At 61.7% G+C, this 19,262-nt stretch carries 17 protein-coding genes, 1 tRNA gene, 1 pseudogene and 1 other annotated feature; of the genes and pseudogenes, 7 read left to right on the top strand and 12 right to left on the bottom strand.

Translation table 11 applies throughout. The features are described from left to right. Nucleotides 1-28 precede the first annotated feature (28 nt). Nucleotides 29-913, bottom strand: a complete 885-nt coding sequence (locus FHX10_RS24570; protein ID WP_184390423.1) for a hypothetical protein — start codon at nucleotides 911-913, stop codon at nucleotides 29-31. A 230-nt stretch (nucleotides 914-1,143) separates the two neighbouring features. On the opposite strand from FHX10_RS24570, the gene FHX10_RS24565 reads away from it, so the two are divergent. Further along, a complete protein-coding gene (locus FHX10_RS24565) occupies nucleotides 1,144-2,001 on the top strand; it encodes a DUF937 domain-containing protein (protein ID WP_028757088.1) in 858 nt (285 codons plus the stop codon). A 90-nt stretch (nucleotides 2,002-2,091) separates the two neighbouring features. Here FHX10_RS24565 and FHX10_RS24560 read toward each other — a convergent pair whose 3' ends face one another. Continuing rightward, the gene (locus tag FHX10_RS24560; protein ID WP_028757089.1) at nucleotides 2,092-2,391 is read right to left on the bottom strand and encodes a DUF1127 domain-containing protein; all 300 of its coding nucleotides are present in this window, start codon (nucleotides 2,389-2,391) and stop codon (nucleotides 2,092-2,094) included. 256 nt (nucleotides 2,392-2,647) lie between these two features. Here FHX10_RS24560 and FHX10_RS24555 point away from each other — a divergent pair, with 256 nt between their 5' ends. Continuing rightward, complete coding sequence (locus FHX10_RS24555) at nucleotides 2,648-3,604, top strand: LysR substrate-binding domain-containing protein (protein ID WP_003588350.1); 957 nt, start codon at nucleotides 2,648-2,650, stop codon at nucleotides 3,602-3,604. Nucleotides 3,605-3,610: 6 nt separating this feature from the next. On the opposite strand, the gene FHX10_RS24550 is transcribed toward FHX10_RS24555, so the two are convergent. From FHX10_RS24550 to FHX10_RS24535, 4 genes are all read right to left on the bottom strand, one after another. After that, nucleotides 3,611-4,252 (bottom strand): TetR/AcrR family transcriptional regulator, encoded by a 642-nt coding sequence (locus FHX10_RS24550; RefSeq protein WP_028757091.1) that lies wholly within the window; start codon nucleotides 4,250-4,252, stop codon nucleotides 3,611-3,613. Nucleotides 4,253-4,453: 201 nt separating this feature from the next. Continuing rightward, a complete protein-coding gene (locus tag FHX10_RS24545) occupies nucleotides 4,454-7,507 on the bottom strand; it encodes an autotransporter domain-containing protein (RefSeq protein ID WP_246781255.1) in 3,054 nt (1,017 codons plus the stop codon). A gap of 379 nt (nucleotides 7,508-7,886) precedes the next feature. Further along, nucleotides 7,887-8,303: an MAPEG family protein gene (locus FHX10_RS24540; protein WP_028757093.1), complete on the bottom strand. Its 417-nt coding sequence runs from the start codon at nucleotides 8,301-8,303 to the stop codon at nucleotides 7,887-7,889. A 118-nt stretch (nucleotides 8,304-8,421) separates the two neighbouring features. Beyond that, nucleotides 8,422-9,177 (bottom strand): SDR family oxidoreductase, encoded by a 756-nt coding sequence (locus FHX10_RS24535; protein ID WP_028757094.1) that lies wholly within the window; start codon nucleotides 9,175-9,177, stop codon nucleotides 8,422-8,424. A gap of 92 nt (nucleotides 9,178-9,269) precedes the next feature. Between FHX10_RS24535 and FHX10_RS24530 the strand changes: the two genes are divergently transcribed. Further along, on the top strand, nucleotides 9,270-10,187 hold the full coding sequence (locus FHX10_RS24530; RefSeq protein ID WP_028757095.1) for a LysR family transcriptional regulator: 918 nt from the start codon (nucleotides 9,270-9,272) through the stop codon (nucleotides 10,185-10,187). 8 nt (nucleotides 10,188-10,195) lie between these two features. On the opposite strand, the gene FHX10_RS24525 is transcribed toward FHX10_RS24530, so the two are convergent. The 3 genes from FHX10_RS24525 to FHX10_RS24515 form a co-directional block, all read right to left on the bottom strand. Next, entirely contained in the window at nucleotides 10,196-10,750 is a 555-nt protein-coding gene (locus FHX10_RS24525) for a hypothetical protein (RefSeq protein ID WP_028757096.1), read from the bottom strand. A 2-nt stretch (nucleotides 10,751-10,752) separates the two neighbouring features. Next, the gene (guaB, locus tag FHX10_RS24520; protein WP_063476386.1) at nucleotides 10,753-12,237 is read right to left on the bottom strand and encodes an IMP dehydrogenase; all 1,485 of its coding nucleotides are present in this window, start codon (nucleotides 12,235-12,237) and stop codon (nucleotides 10,753-10,755) included. A 278-nt stretch (nucleotides 12,238-12,515) separates the two neighbouring features. Further along, the gene (locus FHX10_RS24515; protein ID WP_028757700.1) at nucleotides 12,516-13,508 is read right to left on the bottom strand and encodes an MBL fold metallo-hydrolase; all 993 of its coding nucleotides are present in this window, start codon (nucleotides 13,506-13,508) and stop codon (nucleotides 12,516-12,518) included. A 251-nt stretch (nucleotides 13,509-13,759) separates the two neighbouring features. Between FHX10_RS24515 and FHX10_RS24510 the strand changes: the two genes are divergently transcribed. Next, the gene (locus FHX10_RS24510; protein WP_063476385.1) at nucleotides 13,760-15,184 is read left to right on the top strand and encodes a DHA2 family efflux MFS transporter permease subunit; all 1,425 of its coding nucleotides are present in this window, start codon (nucleotides 13,760-13,762) and stop codon (nucleotides 15,182-15,184) included. 110 nt (nucleotides 15,185-15,294) lie between these two features. Here the strand turns inward: FHX10_RS24510 and FHX10_RS24505 are convergent, their stop codons facing one another. From FHX10_RS24505 to FHX10_RS24495, 3 genes are read right to left on the bottom strand one after another with little or no spacing between them, the layout of a single operon-like run. Next, nucleotides 15,295-15,678, bottom strand: a complete 384-nt coding sequence (locus tag FHX10_RS24505; RefSeq protein ID WP_063476384.1) for a VOC family protein — start codon at nucleotides 15,676-15,678, stop codon at nucleotides 15,295-15,297. A gap of 56 nt (nucleotides 15,679-15,734) precedes the next feature. After that, nucleotides 15,735-16,454, bottom strand: a complete 720-nt coding sequence (locus FHX10_RS24500; protein WP_047613760.1) for an RlmE family RNA methyltransferase — start codon at nucleotides 16,452-16,454, stop codon at nucleotides 15,735-15,737. An 8-nt stretch (nucleotides 16,455-16,462) separates the two neighbouring features. Continuing rightward, a complete protein-coding gene (locus FHX10_RS24495; RefSeq protein WP_132574217.1) occupies nucleotides 16,463-18,028 on the bottom strand; it encodes a Ppx/GppA phosphatase family protein in 1,566 nt (521 codons plus the stop codon). 244 nt (nucleotides 18,029-18,272) lie between these two features. Here FHX10_RS24495 and FHX10_RS24490 point away from each other — a divergent pair. The 3 genes and pseudogenes from FHX10_RS24490 to FHX10_RS24485 form a co-directional block, all read left to right on the top strand. Next, nucleotides 18,273-18,346, top strand: a tRNA-Gln gene (locus tag FHX10_RS24490). A gap of 311 nt (nucleotides 18,347-18,657) precedes the next feature. After that, a complete protein-coding gene (locus FHX10_RS35705; RefSeq protein WP_409527298.1) occupies nucleotides 18,658-18,813 on the top strand; it encodes a HipA family kinase in 156 nt (51 codons plus the stop codon). A gap of 50 nt (nucleotides 18,814-18,863) precedes the next feature. Continuing rightward, nucleotides 18,864-19,262: pseudogene (locus tag FHX10_RS24485) on the top strand (transposase); the annotation flags it as partial. Beyond that, nucleotides 19,090-19,171: a sequence feature (AL1L pseudoknot), on the top strand. (Overlaps the previous pseudogene by 82 nt.)

Genomic DNA, 19,262 nt, shown 5'->3' with positions numbered 1-19,262 from the left:
GAGACTGATTCAAGGAATTCAAGTTGGTTCACGGCGCTTTCGCGCGCTTCCTGGCTTCGCGCGATCGTGCCGTACGGCGAGCCGGTCTCAGTTCCTCGATCGTCGGCAGCCACCACTCGGCGTCCTCAACCGGAGGAACTTTCGCCGGCCAGGTGCGGACGAGTTCTTCGAGTGTGGGAACCCGCCAATGTCCCCAGACGTGATCTTCGGTTACGCCGGGATAGAAGTCCGCAACGACGTCCGGTTCGACCAGTTCGCCTGAGATGTCGGTAAAGACGACGATTCCATAGGCAGTGGCCACCGGACGTCCGATCGGCGGCAAGTCATCGCTCTGAAGCGGGCAACGATGACGCTTGCGTTCCGCGGAGCGGCGCTTGCTGCGTATATCCAGTTCGGTCCCCTTGCGCTCCTCGGCGCGACGCCGTCTCTCCTCCGGTTCGTTTCTGCGCGCCGCAGCCTCGATATCAGGCCACCGGCGTCGGAGTTCCTCATAGGACCGGAAGGGAACGTGCCATATTCTGAGATCACCGTCCCACCGTGAGAACGGCACCTCGCGCAGTTCGTCAACGACAGTTTTCGAATAGGGTGTGCGAATTCGGAAACCTGCCTTGCCGAATTCGAGATAGGCACTGTCGATCGGATCGAAGACGAAGGCGTCGCGTCCCTTCGCATCGGCGTGGGCGTCGGCTTCGGCCTCCATCTCGGCAAGCCATCGTCCGATGCGGCGGGACGCCGTCCGGCCGGGAACAAACCAGGCCTTGCGGGCATCGCTCCAGCGGGCACGGGGAAAGCGTCTTCGGAATTGCTCGACGGTCATCCTGTCATAGGGAAAGGAAATATCCGCGCCGGGCTTTTCACCGTCTTCACCGGGCGGCGCGTCGTCGTGACCAGCGGGGGATTTCGTCTCGGCCATAGAAGGAAACGCCGGCGCGCAGGGATCGGTTTCGGTGAGGATAGCATATATCCCGACCAACTTGCCGTCGTTGTGGCCGCTTTTGCCTCATCAGCTCCGTTCGTTGGCGCCTCGGCCGCATGCTCCAGCAAAATTCCTCCCTAAGTTCTTATGGCAAAAAGCCGTTTGCACATTACCATTTCCGGATATAGTGACGTGACACGCGTCACGACTCGGGGAAAGGGACCTCCATGCTGCCACTCTTCGACATGATGATGCAGGCGCAGAACGGCGCGGCGATGGAAGCGATCGCCCGGCAGTTCAACCTCGCGCAGGAACAGGCGACGAAGGCGATGGCGGCGCTGATGCCGGCCTTTTCCGCCGGGCTGAAGCGCAGCACCAGCAACCCTTACGATTTCGTCGGGCTGATGCAGGCGGTCTCCTCCGGCAACTATGGGCGATATTTCGAGGATATGAGCCGGGCCTTCACGCCGGAAGGAATTTCCGACGGCAACAACATCCTTGCCCAGCTTTTCGGTTCGAAGGAAGTTTCGCGCGCGGTCGCCGCCCAGGCCGCACAGATGACCGGCATCGGCCAGGATATTTACAAGCGGATGCTGCCGGTGCTGGCCGACACGCTGATGGGCGGGCTCTTCAAGCAGACGACCGGACAGATGGCCTCGCCGGTCAACCCCTTCGTCAACACGGCGATGGGCGAGACCATCCAGAAATGGCTTGAGAGTACCGGCTTCGCGCCGAAGCCGGCCCCGGAGCCCAGCATCTTCGACAATCCCTTCACGCAGGCAATGCAGCAGATGTTTTCGGTGCCGAAGCCTGCGCCAACGCCGACGCCGAACCCCTTCCTCGACAATCCCTTCGCCAAGGCCTTCCAGGAGATGATGGGCGGGCTCGGCCAGCAGCCGGCGGCCCCGACCAAGACCAAGACCAAGACGCCGGAGGCGTCGAAGGAAGAGGCGAAGGTCAATGCCGACAGCTATACCCAGATGCTGAACGCCATGTTCGACAGTGGACTGGAAGTGCAGAAGAGCTACCAGAAGAACCTGGAGGCGATCTTCGAAACCTATCGGCCGAAGCCCTCCTCCGAATAAAAAAACCCGGAGATGGCTTGGGAAAGCCTATCACCGGGTCAAGCGGCAGGGCTATTGGCTATCACCCTGCGGGGAAACTCGACGCTCCTACTATTCGTAGGAGCGCAAAAGAGACGACAGGCGCCAGCGATTGCGCGCCGAACGCGTCAGATGTTCCGACGGGTCCTCGAAAAAGGTCGACGCCAGGAACGCGGAGGTCAGATCGGCCCGGGTAAGGCCGATATCCCTCAGCTGCGTGTCGTTCAGATCATGCAGCGCGTTGATCTCCATGCGATTGCGGAACACGCGAAAGAGAGAGGCCAACGGTGCGAGGCCTGCCGCCAGACGCTGGAAAAACGTCGGGGTCGGCTTGCCGCAGTCGAGTTCGAGTGTCCGGTCTGTCATGCGCATTGAACTCTCCTTTCTGTACAGTGCCGCACGTCTTTTAGACGCATGAAGGGCGCTGTAACGTTTTAGATCGGCGCGCAACGCAACCCACCCCTCCCGCGAGGTCGTGCGGGAAGGAGCAAGCTGAATTCCGCTTGGACAGGCAGGGTGTCTGTCCTTCACTTTGCTTTGATTTGCATCCCGAAGATGCCAAAGACCTATTGATCAGTCCAACGAATGTTTCTAATGATTATCATCAGCTATCTTTATGGGTGAAACCATGTCCGCACCTCTTGATCTCGACCAACTGCAGACTTTCATCGCCATCGTCGATTCCGGCAGCTTCACCAAGGCGGCCGACAGGGTCTACAAGACCCAATCGGCCGTCTCCATGCAGATGCGCCGCCTCGAAGAGCGCATTGGCAAGCAGCTGTTCATCAAGGATGGGCGCGGCAACCGGCTGACGGTCGAGGGTGAAAAGCTGCTCAACTATGCCCGGCGCATCATCCGCCTCAACAATGAGGCGATCGCCGCCTTCGACGACAACAGGCTGGAGGGGACGCTGCGGATCGGCACGCCGGACGATTATGCCGACCGCTACATGCCCGAAATCATCGGCCGCTTCGCCAAGACGCATCCGAATGTCGAACTCTACATCGTCTGCGAGCCTTCGGTGGATCTCGCCGAGCGCATGCACAAAGGCGAGCTCGACATCGCCCTCGTCACCCACAATCCGCGCGAGCGCATGTCCGATGTGGTGAGAACCGAGCCGCTCTGCTGGGTGGGCTCGGCCAACCATCCGATCCGCGACGACGCGCCGGTGCCGCTTGCCGTCGGCCGGCGCGACTGCCAGTGGCGCCAGCTCGCCTGCTCGGCGCTCGATGCTGTGGGACGCGAGCACCAGATCCTGTTCACCAGCTGGTCCTGCACCGTCGTTGCCGCCGCCGTGCTTGCCGGCATGGCGGTTTCGGTCATGCCGGAATCGGCATTGCGAACAGGCATGAAAGTACTGAGCCAGGCCGACGGTTTTCCGGCGCTGCCGCCGGTGCAGATCGGCATCATGAAGCGGCCGGGCGTTTCGCTCTCGCTGATGAACGCGATCACGGCGCATATCACCGCCTGCCTCGACAACATCACCCCTGCCGTCGTCGACGATACCCTCGAGGCCGATGTCAAATCCGCCCAGGCACGCCTTTATCCGCGGCTGAAAGCCGCCAATATGGTGCCGAGCTGGTAAGCCGACTCAAGCAGCAGCAGGCACGGTCGTGGTGAAAAGGGAGGCGCGGATGACGCGCTTCCATTGGTCGAGCATGCGCCGCGCCAACTCCTTGTCGCTGACGGCGGCAAGCCGGATGACGGCGCCGATCAGGTGGCTGAACAGGTAAGTGCGCGCGTACATATCCTCGTCGCAAAGGTCGGGAGTGAGATCGCGCACGGCGTTATGGAAGATACCGGCGACACGGCCGCTATGCTCGATGTTCAGCTGCAGCAGATCCTGATCGGTCTCCGTGCCCATCCAGACGCCGAGATAGACGGGATCGTCATGGTAGGAATCGTAATACCAGTCGATGATGGCGCAAACGCGGTCGAGCGCCTGGTCGAGCGACCTGACGTCGGCAAACATCGCCGCCGTCTTCGCCTGGATCGCCGAAGCGTGCTGGTCGAACAGGGCTTTGACGATCGCCGCCTTCTCGGGAAAATACTGGTAAACCGAACCGATCGGCACTTTGGCGGCGACGGCGAGTTCCGTCATCCGCATGGCGCTGACGCCCTTTTCGGCAATGATCCTGGCGGCCGCGGCAAGAATGAGATCCAGCCTCTGGATGCTGCGTTCCTGCTTCGGCTTCCTGCGCAAGCCGATCCGATCCATGCTTTCCGCGCCCATGTCGTTCCCATTTTTATTGTTCGCGGCGGAAGGCATGACATGCAGGGTGTTCATCGGCGGTAAATGGAAATGCTCGCATTTTAACGGTTGGGAAAAGCGTATGAAAAACCGGGCTCTACGGCATTATGCTGCAACCAAAAGTGTTACAATGCCCCTTGCGCGGCTGAAAGACGCGGGAGCGCTTTTTAAATCGGGCTGTTTTTAAAATTTCACCGACAGCGTCGCTTTGGCCCCATGCTGCTGCGCATTGTCTGCAATCTGGCCGGAATAAGCGATGCCGACGATGGAGCTTGGGGTGAGGTCGAAATCGAGCCCGGCGTCGAGAACGAAAGCATTCTCCGCCACCGGCACGCCGGCAACGATAAAGGCGTCGCCTCCGGCAAAAGCATGCGTCGACAAGGGCGCGATGTCGCCGGCGGCGTGCCGCCAGCCCGACATGCCGCGCAGGGTGGCCTTCGTCTCGCCCAGGCGGATCTGCATCTCAGCATGCAGGCCAAGCGTGGTGATGGTGGTGTTGGTCATGCGACGGGCGCTGTCGAGTGCTGCCGCCCCGCCCTCTTCTGTGAAGCCTGCCGTTCGAATGCCGACATGGGCGAGATTGACGAAGGGCTCGAAAGAGGCGGCCTCCATCTCGAACCGATAGCCCAGTTCCGCAAAGGCCTGCAGCGTGCCGGCCCCATAGCTTGCTTCCAATCTATCCTCGAAGCTTCCGACGGTGACCCTGCGGCTGGTCTCGATCTCGTGCCACGTGTGAGCGATGCCGGAACGGAAGGCGAGACCGTCCCACTGCGTGCCGGCGTAAAGGCCGAGGTGATAATCGTCGCTCGATCCCGACGAGCTCCGGTGCCGCGGATCGAAGCCGGAATTGCTGTAACCGGCCATCAGGCCGAACCTGACATCATCGAACGTGGCGTCGACGCCGGCAAGAAACCCGCCCACCTGATGGTTCAGTGTGGCGGCATTGCCGTCCGTGCGCGTCTCGCTTGCGCCTCCAAAAGCCGTGCTCCAGAAGACCGGCGCGTCTGAAGGATCGGCGGCGATGAGTTCCGGGCCACCCGGCCAGAACGCCTGTATCGGGATCACGCCGGCATCGGCGTCGCCGAATGCGGAACGCAGGCGCGCGTTGGCGGCCTCGCGGACAAAGAGGCTCTGGGCGATCAGCACCGTTTTGATCGAGGCATGGATTTCACCGGACAGCGTGTCGAAACTTGCCTGGATCAGCGGCTCGTCGTCGGGCAATGTGACGATGGCATCATAGACGTCATTGCCAGCGCCAAGATTCTCGGCAGCGTCGGCCGAGGCAATCTGGTTGCGCGTCAGGGCCATTTCGCTGAAACTCACGTCGTTGCGCTCGACCTCCAGATAGACGTTGTTCAGATCATAGGAGAGATCAGCCGCCAGGAAGGCATAATTGGAGGTGACGGCGCCGAATGTCCCGTTGATCCCGCCGGTGGCGGTGAGGATCGTATAGGTGGCGAAAGGCTTGTAGTGGCCATCCATCCCCACATGGGCAACGCTAGCGCCGTTGAGGAACGCGGTCCCCGAGACCGAGATCAAATCGCTGGCGGTGCCAGCCGCATCGACCTCAACCTCATAGGTGCTATCAGGATCGAGAGTGAGATCGCCGCCGACAGTCAATGTTCCAATGGAGTTGCCCGGTGCGATGGTGACGCCGGCACCAGCGTTCAGCACACCGACATGACCCGATCCGGCCAGCCTGCCGCCCGTCATCTCCAGGACGCCGCCAAGGCTGCCATTGACGATCAGCCGGCCACCTGAAACCGTGGTTGTCCCGGCAAAGCCCGAACTGTTGCCGGTCAGGCGCAGGGTGCCGCTGCCCAGCATCGTGAAGTCGCCGCTGCCGGAGAATATGCCGTCATAGGTCGTGCTGTTTGCCTGATCGAGCGTCAGGTCGGCGCTGCCGATCGCGATCTCACCGCCGCTTCCCGAAAGCTCTCCCATGGTCAGGTCGAAGCCGCCGAGATCGAGTGTGCCGCCATTGACCGCATAGGCGCCGTTCTGCACGAAAGCGCCGGCGTTGCCCGCCTGCAACGAGCCGGCCTCGACCGTCGTCACACCGGCGTAGCTGTTGGTGCCCGACAGGGTCAGCGTGCCGGCGCCCTGCTTCGTTAAGCCGCCTGCGCCTTGCAGATCCGTAGCAATGCCGACGGCAAAGCCGTTCGTGTCGATAAGGGCGCCGCCGGTGTCGATCGTGATCTCGCCAGCACTGAAGCCGCGCAGGAAATTCGCTTCATTGCCGGTTGCCCGCAGAATGCCGCCGTCGAAAACGAGGTCCGCATTGCCGGCGCCTCTCTCGACATAGCCGGCCTCCAGGACGCCGCGCCCGTTTGCGGCGCTGCCTGCAATTTCCACCGTTCCCGTGGCGCCCGCATCATCGGCGATGACGACCTCGGAAGCGGAAACCACGCCGCCATCGTCGATCGTCACAGTGCCCGAACCGAATTCGCCCACGAACAGCGCGCCGGAATTGATCCAGCTCGACCCCGAACCGGTCACGCTCACCACGCCGTTGCCGTCCGTACTAAAGCCGATATAGCCTTCACTCGCGGTGACCGAGCCGCCATTCGAAATGGTCAGCGTTCCCGCACCCGCCTCGCCGACCGAGATATAGCTGGAATTGCTCCAGATCGAATTCGCGCCTGTGACGACGACCTCGCCAATAGCGGCTGTGTCGTTGCTGATAAGGCCGGCAGCGCTGCTGACCGTCGCGCCATTCGAAATGATGAGCGTGCCGGCGCCGCTGTCGCCGACGTAGAGATCCTGGGCATTGGTCCAGGTCGAGCCACTCCCGGTGACCGTCACCGTGCCGCTCGCGCCGCCGAAATAGCCGATATAACCGTATACATTGTCGACCGCAGCTCCGTCTTCGATGGTGAGCGTGCCGGTGCCTTGATGGCCGATATAGAGGTCGTCTGAATTGCTCCAGGTCGAGCCTGCTCCCGTGACCGTTACCGTGCCGCTCGCACCCGGGTCGACGCCGAGCACGCCGATGTCATTGCTGACGTCGCCACCATTGCGGATGATAAGGGCCGCATCGTCGCCATTCTGGTCGCCGACGATGAGGTCGTTGTTGATTGTCCACGGGCTCGGCTGCGTGCCGGGGCCGGTTCCGCTAGGGTCGTTACCATCGACAATCTCGGTATCATTGCCGCTGATGACCTGCGCCCATCCCGGCCCCGCGGCCAGAAACAGCGCCAGCACCGCCGTACTCGCCGATCCCGCCAGTCGCAGCATGGCCGTCTCATGGATTGCCGCTTCGCATATCCTTTCGCCCATATTCGCTCGCAAATCGTCCCCGCCACTATTCGCTCGCGTAGAAATAGACCAATCAATTTAAATTTTAGTAATCATGTTACTGAAATTATTTATCGGCGACGGGAGCAACAGCCATAGCACCATGCGCTTTGACTGGCTCCTCGATCGCTTCACTTTGGTGAAAACAATATCGTCGGGAATGACTGCATCGTCTGGCAACTATATCGCCGCCAATACCGGCGTCCTGCGTCACCGGCCGCGCGTCTTTTCAGACGCGCAAAGGACACTGTATCACTTTGAATTGCTGCATCATTTGATCCTGAGATCGACGCCGCTGGGGCGAACTCGCACGCGCGCCTCAGCTCATCGCCATCCATGCGGCGAGCCATACCCACATGGCGGCGAGTATGATGTAACCTGCGGCGAAGATCGGGCTGCGGTAGCGCATATCGTTGCTGGTGACGTGAATGGCGGCATGGGCGTAGCGCAGGGCGACGAAGGCCCAGGCGAGGACGACAGAGATGAGATTGTCGGCCTCGGTGATATAGAGAAGAATTGAGCAGGCGTAGAACAGCACGGGCAGTTCGAACTGATTGGCGAGGCAGTTCTTGACGATGAGGCTTTCGGCCGGCTCGCTGCGATTTTCGCGATAATCCGATTTGGCGATGCTGCCGGCGCGGACCATTTTCGCGCGCCGCATGCCGAGCAGCGCATAAAGACCGTAGACCAGGGTCACATGGGCGAGGAGTGGCCAGAAGATTTGATAGCCGGTCATATGTTGCCGTTTCCTTTCCGCTTCTGCTTCCGCTTTCAACGCGAGCATTAGTCGAAAGACGATCGGGATACCAGCGTCGGCGGCCCGCCATCCAACATTGGCGGGCCGCCGGATTTCGTCACACCTGCGCGGCGCCGCCGTCGGCGAAGAGTTCGATACCGGTGACGAAGCTCGAATCGTCGGAAGCGAGGAAGAGTGCGGCGGCGGCGATCTCTTCGGCGCGGCCGACGCGCCCCATTGGCACCTGGGTTGCGAGATAATCGAGCAAGCCCTGCTGTTGCGCCTCATTTTTGCCGGCGAGTTCGACGAGACCAGTTGTCTTTGTAGGACCGGGGCTCAGCGTATTGATACGAATGCCGCGATCCTTGAGATCAAGGATCCAGTTGCGAGCAAAGCTTCGTAACGCGGCCTTCGAGGCGGCGTAAACACTGAAGGCGGGTGTGCCGGTCGAGCCCGCCGTCGATCCCGTCAGGATAACCGATGAGCCCGGACCGAGCAGCGGCAAAGCCTTCTGCACGGTGAAAAGAACACCTTTCACATTTCTGTCGAACGTGTCGTCATACTGCTCTTCGGTAATTTCGCCGAGCGCCAGCATCGAACCACCGCCGGCATTGACGAACAGCACATCTATCCGGCCGGCTTCGGCTTTCACGCGTTCATAGAGCCGATCAAGGTCTGCAAGCTCTGCCGAGTCCGCCTGGATGCCGACAACCTTACCCCCTATTTCCGCAACCGCCGCGTCGAGCACGTCCTTGCGCCGGCCGGTCACGAAAAGCTGGGCGCCTTCGGCGGCGAAACGCTTGGCAGTGGCAAGGCCAATGCCCGATGTCGCGCCGGTAATCACTGCGATCTTTCCACTCAATCTCTGTGTCATTGTCGTCTCCTGTTGTTCGACCGAGACTGAGATATGGACGCGGGAAACGTTTCGAAATAGAAAGAAATGAAAGCTATCGTTACAGGAATGAAATGACGAACTTTCCGGATTTCGAAGGCCTGGCCATGTTCGCCAAGGTGGCCGAAGAGCGTTCTTTCGCTCGCGCCGCTAGGACGCTCGGTGTATCGGTGCCTACCGTTTCGCGGGCCGTCAGCCGGCTGGAGGAGAGACTTGGCGCACGGCTTTTCAACCGCACCTCGCGGCAACTGGCGCTGACCGATTTCGGCTTGCGATTGGTCGACCGTGCCTCGCGGCTCTATGCGGAGGCAGAGGCTGCGGAAAATGCAGCGCGCGAGCTGTCCAGCCGACCGCGAGGGCTTATCCGGCTTGCCGCGCCGATGGCCTTCGGCACACGCTGGCTGGCGCCGATCCTGCCCGATTTTTTCGACCTCTATCCCGATATTTCTATCGACCTGCATATGAGCGACGCCGTCGTCGACCTGGTGGGAGACGGATTCGATGCTGCCCTGAGAATTGCCGTTCTGCCGGATTCCTCATTGGTCGCCCGGAGGCTGGCAGCGGTCGCTCCCTTCATTCTCGCTGCACCTGCGTACCTCGATCGATACGGCACGCCGCGACATCCGCGCGAGCTTAAGGCCGATCATTGTCTAGGATACGCCTATCGGCCGCGCCAGGACGTCTGGCGCTTTCGCAATAAGGCAGGCGAAGAGGAAGTTGTCGTGCCGGCCGGTCCGTTGCGCTCCACCAATTCGCAAGCCTTGATTCCAATGGCGTTGCACGGCCTTGGGGTTGTAGAGCTGCCGGAATTCATGGCGCACGAATATCTCGCCGATGGCAGGTTGAAAGCGATCCTACCCGACTGGACGCTGCCGAGCGGAGCGCTCTATTTCGTCACGCCCTCTGCCCGGGCTCGACCTGCGAAGGTGGAGGTGCTCTCGGATTTCATGGTGGCGCGGCTTTCAAATCCGACGTGGCGGTGGACAGGCTGATGGCACCCTCAATCTTCACGCGGCGCAAGCCAGCGGCCGATGGCAAGCCGGACAATGAGGATGAAGCAGATGGCGAGGCTTGCGAATTTCAGCCGCGTCATCCACGGCAGCAGCTGCGTTGCAAGCGTTGAGGGCGCACCATTACCGAAGGCGATGAGGCTCGAGATGTTCTCGCCATAATCGGCGATGCCGTAGATGAACGGCAGCAGATAAATCGCCCTGCCGACAGGCGGATGCACCGATCGGCCAAACCACGCACCGGCAGGACCGAGCTTGAGGAAGGCGAGGAACAGCAGCGCCGTCAGCAGTGCCGGAAAGATCAGCTCCGGCCCGAAATACATGGCGCGCAGCAACCTGGTCGCCGTCTCGTTCTCATCGAGCAGCTTTTGCATGTGGAAGACCGCCGACTCATCGTAACCGGCGAAATAGGTATCGAGCACCGCCTGCCCGGTTTCGTGCTTGAACGGAACGACGAAACCGAAGGTTGTCCAGGCGAGCACGGCAAGGCAGAGGGCTGCGAGCAGCGCGACGATCCAGAGAGGAATCCCGCTGCCCGCCTTCATGATCAGAGGCCGGCGCCCGGATAGTTCGGGCTCTCGCGGGTGATCGTCACGTCATGGGCATGGCTTTCGCGAAGACCGGCACCGGAGATGCGCACGAAGGTGGCCCGCTCCTGGAAATCCTTGAGGTCCTTGCCGCCGACATAACCCATGGCCGCCTTGAGGCCGCCGGCGAGCTGGTGGATGACGCCCGAGACCGGCCCCTTGTAAGGCACCTGGCCCTCAATGCCCTCCGGCACGAGCTTCAGCGTGTCGCGCACCTCGGCCTGGAAGTAGCGGTCGGCCGAGCCGCGGGCCATGGCGCCGACGGAGCCCATGCCGCGATAGGCCTTGAAGGAGCGTCCCTGGTAGAGATAGACCTCGCCCGGGCTCTCATCGGTGCCGGCCAGCAGCGAGCCGATCATGACGGCGGAAGCGCCGGCGGCGATCGCCTTGGCCAGATCGCCGGAGAACTTGATGCCGCCATCGGCGATGACGGGCACGTCCTGATCATTCGCGGCCTGCACCGCCGACATGATGGCGGCGAGCTGCGGCACGCCGACGCCGGCGACGATGCGCGTCGTGCAGATCGAACCCGGACCGATACCGACCTTGACCGCATCCGCTCCGGCATCGATCAGCGCCCTGGTGCCGTCATAAGTGGCGACGTTGCCGGCCATGATGCGCACCGAGTTGGAAAGCTTCTTGACCCGGGTGACGGCATCGAGGACGCGTTGCGAATGACCATGGGCGGTGTCGACGACCAGAAGATCGACGCCGGCCTCGATCAGCCGTTCGGCGCGCTCGAAGCCGTCATCGCCGACGCTGATGGCGGCCGCAGCCCGAAGTCTGCCCTGCGCATCCTTGGAAGCGTTCGGGTTCAACTGCGACTTCTCGATATCCTTGACGGTGATGAGGCCGACGCAGCGGCCTTCGGCATCGACCACCAGCAGCTTCTCGATGCGATGCGAATGCAGCAGGCGCTTGGCCTCCTGCTGATCGACGTTTTCCTTGACGGTGACCAGTTTGTCCTTGGTCATCAGTTCATGGATCTTCTGTTCCTGATCGGTAGCGAAGCGGACGTCGCGGTTGGTCAGGATGCCGACGAGGCGGCCGGACTTCTCCACGACAGGAATGCCGGAAATGCTGTAGGATTTCATCAGCCCGAGTGCATCGGCAAGCATGGCATCGGGGCCGATCGTCACCGGATTGACGACCATGCCGCTTTCAAACTTCTTCACTTGCCGGACCTGCTCGGCCTGCTCGATCGGCGTCAGGTTGCGGTGAATGACGCCGAGGCCGCCGGCCTGGGCCATGGCGATCGCCAGGCGGCTCTCGGTGACCGTATCCATGGCGGATGAGATGATCGGGATGTTGAGTTCGAAATCCCGAGCGATGCGCGTGGAGATATTCGTCTGGCCGGGCATGACCTCGGAATGTCCCGGCTGCAGCAGCACGTCGTCAAAGGTAAGCGCGTCCGCGCCGGTTGCCGTTTCTATGATGCGTGCCATGGCCAAATTCCTTCATTTAAGAAAAATGCAACCCGGCCCGGAAACGAATCGTCCGCCCCGGCGGTGTGCATGAGTTGCTTGGAAGTTGGCGAGGGCTGGTAACACGTCTATGACAGGAAGGAAATAGCAAAAAGCCCGACGCGTCCGCCGGGCTCGTCATGGGTGCCATGCGTCCAAAGCGCATCGCGATCTTTCAGATTCGCCGCTCGCGCTTCAGATCCTTCTTTTTACGCATTCCCGGGAAAGTCGCTGCGCGTTTTTGCTGGAATTGCTCCGGATCAGATGTCGAACTGGTAGGTCTTCGGCACGAAGCGATAACCGCCATCCTGCCTCTCGACGAAGCCGACCGCCGGGAACGGCATGTGGTAGCCGAGGAAGGCGATCTTGTCGGTCGCGATCATCTCGAAAACCTTGCGGCGCGTGGCCGCCGCCTGCGCCTTGTCCATGTCGAAGCGCACCTCCCAATCCGGCCGCAGCAGCGACAGGATATAATGATTGGCCGTATCGCCGGTCAGCACCAGGCGCTTGCCCTCGGATTCGACGTGGAACACCATGTGCCCCGGCGAGTGGCCGGCCGCCAGCATCGCCGTCATGCCCGGCGCGACGCTATCGCCGTCCTTGATGAAGGTGGTCTTTTCGGCGAGCGGTGCGACATTGGCGAGCACCGCCTTGTGACTGCCTTCGGTCGGCGTGCCCTCGCGTGCCTTGTCCGACCAGAAATCATATTCCGCCTGGCCGACGACATAGCGGGCATTCTTGAAGGCAGCCGTGCCGTTTTCCATCAGGCCGCCGATATGATCGCCGTGCAGATGGGTCAGCGCCACCAGCGTGACGTCGTCGGCCGAATATCCTGCCGCTTTCAGGCCTTCGGTCAGTTGGCCGGCGCCGCGAGCGCGGCCGGCAGCGCCGAAGCCGGTATCGACGAGGATGACATCCGAACCGGTATCGATGAGAGCCGGCGTGTAGAAGCTCATGAACCTGTCGACCGGCAGGAAGTTTGCGGTCAGCAACGCCTGGACCGTTTCGGGGTTCTGATTGGTGCCGAAGGTTTCATAGGGCTTTTCGACGATGCTGGTGCCGTCACGGACCACGGTGAACTTATAGGAACCGAGCTTGAATTGATTGATCTCGGGCAAAAGCGTTCCATCCATATGATTGCTTTCTCCAGTTGCGGCCGCTTCGGCCCTCTCTTTGAAAATTGCCGGCGCCGCGAGCATGCCAAAGCCTGCGGCAAAAAGGGTGCGCCGCTTTATTCCCGATGAAATTGCCATATGTCCATCCTCTTATGACGTGCGATGCGTCACCGCACGGCCCGCGGTGTCGATCCCAGCCGGATTTCTTGCTCCGGCCAAGTAAACATATGTCAATCTTGACTGCCGACGTTGATGCGCAAGTCGTCTCACGCAGACGTGAAGCGAACGCGTCAACGACCCGGATTTGGGGATTGGCACGGCTGGGAACTGGGACTAAACAGCACTGGCCTTCCCAGCTTCAATCCGCTGCCCCATCAAGGCTCCCGCCTATGAATCGTATCGTCCCGCTGATCCTCGCCGTCGCCCTCTTCATGGAACAGATGGATTCGACTGTCATTGCGACGGCGCTGCCGGCGATCGCTAGTGATTTGCATGTCGGGCCGATCACGCTGAAGCTGGCGCTGACCTCCTACATGGTGGCGCTTGCGGTGTTCATCCCCGTGAGCGGCTGGATGGCCGACCGGTTCGGCGCCAAGAAGATCTTCCGGCTTGCCATATCAGTCTTCGTCATCGGCTCGATCTTCTGCGCCATCTCCTCCAACCTCGTCGAATTCGTTTTCGCCCGCTTCCTGCAGGGCATGGGCGGCGCGATGATGACCCCGGTCGGTCGCCTGGTGCTGGTGCGCACGACGAAGCGCAGCGATCTGGTCTCGGCCATGGCGCTGCTCACCATCCCGGCGCTCGTCGGCCCGCTCACCGGACCGCCGCTCGGCGGCTTCATCACCACCTATTTCAGCTGGCACTGGATCTTCCTGATCAACGTGCCGGTCGGCATCATCGGCATCTGGCTGGCGACGATCTTCCTGCCGGAAGTGGAGGCGACGGCGCCGCCGAAGCTGGATTTCACCGGTTTCGTGCTCACCTCGCTTTCAGCCGCGGGCGTCGTCTTCGGCCTGTCGGTGGTGAGCCTGCCGGCCCTGCCCCCGATTATCGGCGTCACCGCCACTCTAATCGGCCTTGCCTGCGGCTTTCTCTATGTGCGCCACGCCAAGCGCCATCCGGCCCCGATCCTCAACCTCAACCTGTTCAAGAACCCGACCTTCCGGGCCTCCACCTTGGGCGGCACGCTGTTTCGCATCTGCGTCGGCGCCATGCCCTTCCTGACGCCGCTGATGCTGCAGCTCGGATTCGGGCTGACGCCGTTCCAATCCGGCCTCATCACGTTTGTGGGAGCCATCGGGGCGATCACCACCAAATTCATGGCGAAGCGCGTCTTCGCCGCCGCCGGCTTCCGCACGACGCTGCTTGCCGCCGCCATGGTGACGACGCTGGTGACTGTCGTCACCGGCCTGTTCACGCCGTCGACACCGCACCTCGTCATCATCGGCGTGCTGCTACTCGGCGGCTTCTCCCGCTCCTTCATGTTCACCGGCGTCAATGCGCTCGCCTTCGCCGACATCAATGATGCCGAAGCCAGCCAGGCGACCTCGATGAGCTCGGTGATGCAGCAGATCAGCCTGGCGCTCGGCGTCGCGGTCGCCGCCGCGATCCTGGAGAGCTCGATCTATATCAGCGGCGAGGAATTGCAGGTCGCCGATTTCCACCTCGCCTTCTACATCATCGCCGGACTGACTGTTATTGCGACCATTCCCTTCATCCGGATGGACCGCAATGCCGGCGCGCTCGTTTCCGGCCACCGCTCGAAGACGATGGCGGTAGCAACTGTTGAAGCCGAGCAGCACGCGGTGAAATAAGGCAGCCTAAAGCGTGTCGCGATCATTCAGATTCGCTTGCCACGCTTCAGATCTTTAGTTTTTCGCATGTCTATAGCGCAAAACCGCTGCACACTTTTGCGCGACATGCTCTATTCGGGGCTTTCGCAGACGGCACAGAGCTTGTTGCCGTCGAGATCGCGCACATAGGCGGCATAGAAATGGGCATGGTAGGAGCGCAGGCCCGGCCCGCCCTCATCGACGGCGCCCGCCGCAATCGCCGCCGCATGGAAAGCATCGACATCCGCCCGGCGCTCGGCCGCAAAGGCCACCATGACGCCATTGCCCGACGTCGCCCGACGGTGATTGAAGGGCGTCACCACCCAGAAGCGGCAGCGCGTATCGCCATCCGCGGCATAGCCGATTTCCTCCTCCGAACCGCGCTGGCGGCGATAACCGAGCACGGGCAGCACGGCATCATAAAAATGCCCTGCGCGATAAAGGTCGTTGGTTCCGAGCGTGACGTAAAGAAGCATGGGGATCAGCGGTTCCAATCTTAGGGCCGCATCATCGGACAGGACCGGCCCTGAGATCAAGCTTGCTCTGCTTCACCTTCCGCCTTGCGCCCCTTGAAGCCCTTGGCGAGCAGGAACATCTCGACCGATTCGGCGCGCGACGAGTTCGGCTTGACATGCACGACCTGGCGGAAGTTCTGCTTCAGCATGGCGAGCAGCTCACGCTCGGTGCCGCCCTGGAAGGTCTTGGTCAGGAAGTGCCCGCCTTCCTGAAGCACCTCGACGGCGAAATGGGCCGCCACTTCGCAGAGATGCATGGTGCGCAGATGATCGGTGCGGTGATGGCCGGTGGTGGGTGCGGCCATGTCCGATATGACGAGATCGGGTGTGCCGCCGACCGCCTCCAGCAGCTTTTCCGGCGCAGTGGGATCGAGAAAGTCGAGCTGCAGGATCTTGACGCCGGGCAGCTGGGTCATTTCGAGGAAATCGATCGCGGCCACACGGATGTCCTCATCCGTCGAGCCGGTAACCTTGGCGGCAATCTGCGACCAACTGCCCGGTGCAGCGCCGAGATCGATGATACGCCTGGCGCCGCGCAGGATATGGTGTTTCTCGTCGATCTCCAGCAGCTTGAAGGCGGCACGGGCGCGATAACCTTCGAGCTGGGCGCGCTGCACATAGGGATCGTTGATATGGCGCTCCAGCCATTGGCGCGAGGAGGCCTTCATCTTCTTGTTCTTGACGCGCTGGCCGAGCTTGCGGCCGGTGCGGTTTCCCGCGATCGGTGCCTTGGTCATGCCTTCCTCTATCTCGCTCTCTGGCCGCGTCGGTTGCGGTGGCGCCGCCAAACGCCGTCATCGGCCATCATGTCTGTCAGCAGGCCTTCCCTCAAGCCGCGATCGGCAACGCGCATGCGCGGGCTCGGCCAGCGGCGGCGGATCGCCTCGAGGATGGCGCAGCCGGCCAGCACCAGATCGGCCCGATCCGGCCCGATGCAGGGATTGGCGGCGCGGCTTTCGAAATCCCAGGAGAGAAGCTTTGCCTGCATGGCGGAAACCTCGTCATCGGACAGCCAGATGCCATCGACCTTGCGCCGGTCATAACGCGGCAGGTCGAGATGGACGCCGGCAAGCGTCGTCACCGTGCCCGATGTGCCGATCAGGTGGAAGTCGCCGGTCTGGGCGACCTCGATCTCCGGGCAATCGAAGCCTCCGAGCATGCCTTCGACTTCGCGCACCATGCCCTCGAAAGCCTCCGGCGTGACGTCGTGCCCGCCATGGCGCTCCGACAGCGTCACCACGCCGACCGGCAGCGAGGTCCAGTGGGTGATGTGGTTGGCGAGGCGGCTGAAGCGATTGTCGCCGATGCGGATGACGGCGATCTCCGACGAGCCGCCGCCGATATCGAACAGCACGACGGAGCGCGTTTCGCGACCGACCAGCGAGGAGCAGCCGGAGACGGCAAGCCGCGCTTCGGTTTCGCGATCGATGATCTCGAGCGTCAGGCCGGTTTCGGCAACGACCCGGCTGAGGAATTCCTCACCGTTGACCGCCTGGCGGCAGGCTTCGGTGGCGATCAGCCGCATGCGGCGGATCTCCCGGTTCCTGAGCTTGGAGGCGCAGATCCGCAGCGCCTCGATCGCCCGCTCCATCGCCTCATCGGAGAGACGGCCGCTTGCCGCAAGGCCTTCGCCGAGGCGCACGATGCGGGAAAAGGCATCGACGACGCGGAACTGACCCGGGCGGGTCGGCTGGGCAATGAGGAGACGGCAATTGTTGGTGCCGAGATCGAGAGCGGCATAGAGTTCTTCCGGCCAGGCATGGTCGCCGGCCTGGCGATCCCCCTGAAAACCGGGATTGACAGGGCCATCCTGGCGGCCCTTGCGGTTGGCGGCCGCGCCGTTCTGCGTTTCGCGCGGAACCGATATGCGCGCCGTCTCTTCCACGCGGCTTTCCTGTTGCGGAGCACTGGAAGGCTTTGCCGATGTCAGCGGCCGGCCCTGCAGACCGCGCTTGCCGCGATGCTTGCGGCGATTGCGCCGGCTCGGCGCCGAATCACCGTCGGACCGGGCGGCATGCTCTGCCGCTGCGGCCTGTTCCATCACAGGAGGTTGAGGTGAACCGTTCTGCGCAACACCATGGCCGCCACGACGACGGCGCTTGCGCTTGCGGGCCGGATTGCCGGCTGCATCTTCCATCGGGCGCGCAGGCTGTCCGGCACCGCCGGAAGGCTCATGCGAAGCGGGATGAGCCGCGTTGCGGGATTGCCCGCCACGTTTGCCCTTGCGGCGCCTGGACTTCTTGCCGTCCTTGCGCCCTGCCGCCGACGCCCCGTCAAATTGCGGCTTAACGCCGCCTTCGGGGTCTTCCACGTTCTTTTTCCATCGCGCCGCGCAAGTCCCTGAGGTATGCAGCAGGCGCTCATTCGATTTTTGCGTTGCCGCAAGAATATCAGCGCCCGCCGAAATCGCCAAATTCTTTTTTGGACAGGGGATTTGCAGCTGGTTTCACGTCCTCCGCACGGCACCGAATTTTTTCAAAACGGGTATTTGCAATCCGCCCGCTTTTGGTTATAAGCGCCGCACAGCAGCCAAGCCATGCTTCGGCGGCAACTGCTGGGGAATAGTTCAATGGTAGAACGACGGACTCTGACTCCGTTAATCTTGGTTCGAATCCAGGTTCCCCAGCCAATCTCTATTTCCCGTTATTTTTCAAATGCTTGCATAGATGAGCATTGAGGCAACCGGAACAGTTGTCCGCCTCATTTATCCGGACCACCTCTCGGGCAACTGCAGCGACTTTGACGGACACCTTAGGCAAGAAAGAAGAAATGCCGGCGTGCGCTCTTCGCACAAACGCCGCTCCCTTCGCCTCCCGTCGTTTTTGCATCAATAGAGCCACGGCCGTCACCCTCACGCCGCCATCCTCCGGCTCTGGTATTGGACTCTATTTTCTGGTGTGCTCTAAAGGTGTCAAGTTATCACCTTGGGCGTGTGGATAAATGCCGATTGAAATTGAGGAAGTGCTTCGGCGATCTGACCAGGGAGTGACGAGGCCCTACATCTGCCGCGGCGCTGACGGCAAACTTTATTATGTTAAGGGCAAAGATGCAGGCTACGAGTCCCTTGTGAAGGAGTGGATTGCTGGCACGCTTTGAACCGCACCGGGTTTGCCGGAGGCTCCAACTTCTGAGAAAGTGGAGCCGATATGAGCAAGACAACAAACAAATTTTCACCTGAAGTCCGCGCCCGAGCAGTACGGATGGTTTTGGATCACCAAGGCGAATATTCCTCGCGATGGGCAGCGGTTTCCTCGATTGCCGCCAAGATCGGCTGCACCGCGCAGACGCTCAATGAATGGGTGAAGAAGGCGGAAGTGGACGATGGTTCCCGGCCCGGGCTCCCAAGCGACGTCGCCGAGAAGATGAAGGCTCTGAAGCGATGATCTCCTTCATCGACGAACACCGCTCGGTATTCGGGGTCGAGCCGATCTGCAGACTGCTGCCGATTGCCCTATCAACCTACTACGAGAACGTTGCCAAACGTGAGGACGTGGACCGCCTGTCGGTCCGCGCCCGCAGCGACATCGCCTGGAAGATCGAGATAC

Origin of the sequence: Rhizobium sp. BK591 (assembly GCF_014195045.1) — a bacterium.
Classification (GTDB): Bacteria; Pseudomonadota; Alphaproteobacteria; order Rhizobiales; family Rhizobiaceae; genus Rhizobium; species Rhizobium anhuiense.
Note: the sequence above shows the minus strand (reverse complement) of the source record. Positions and strands in the feature narration are given on the sequence as shown.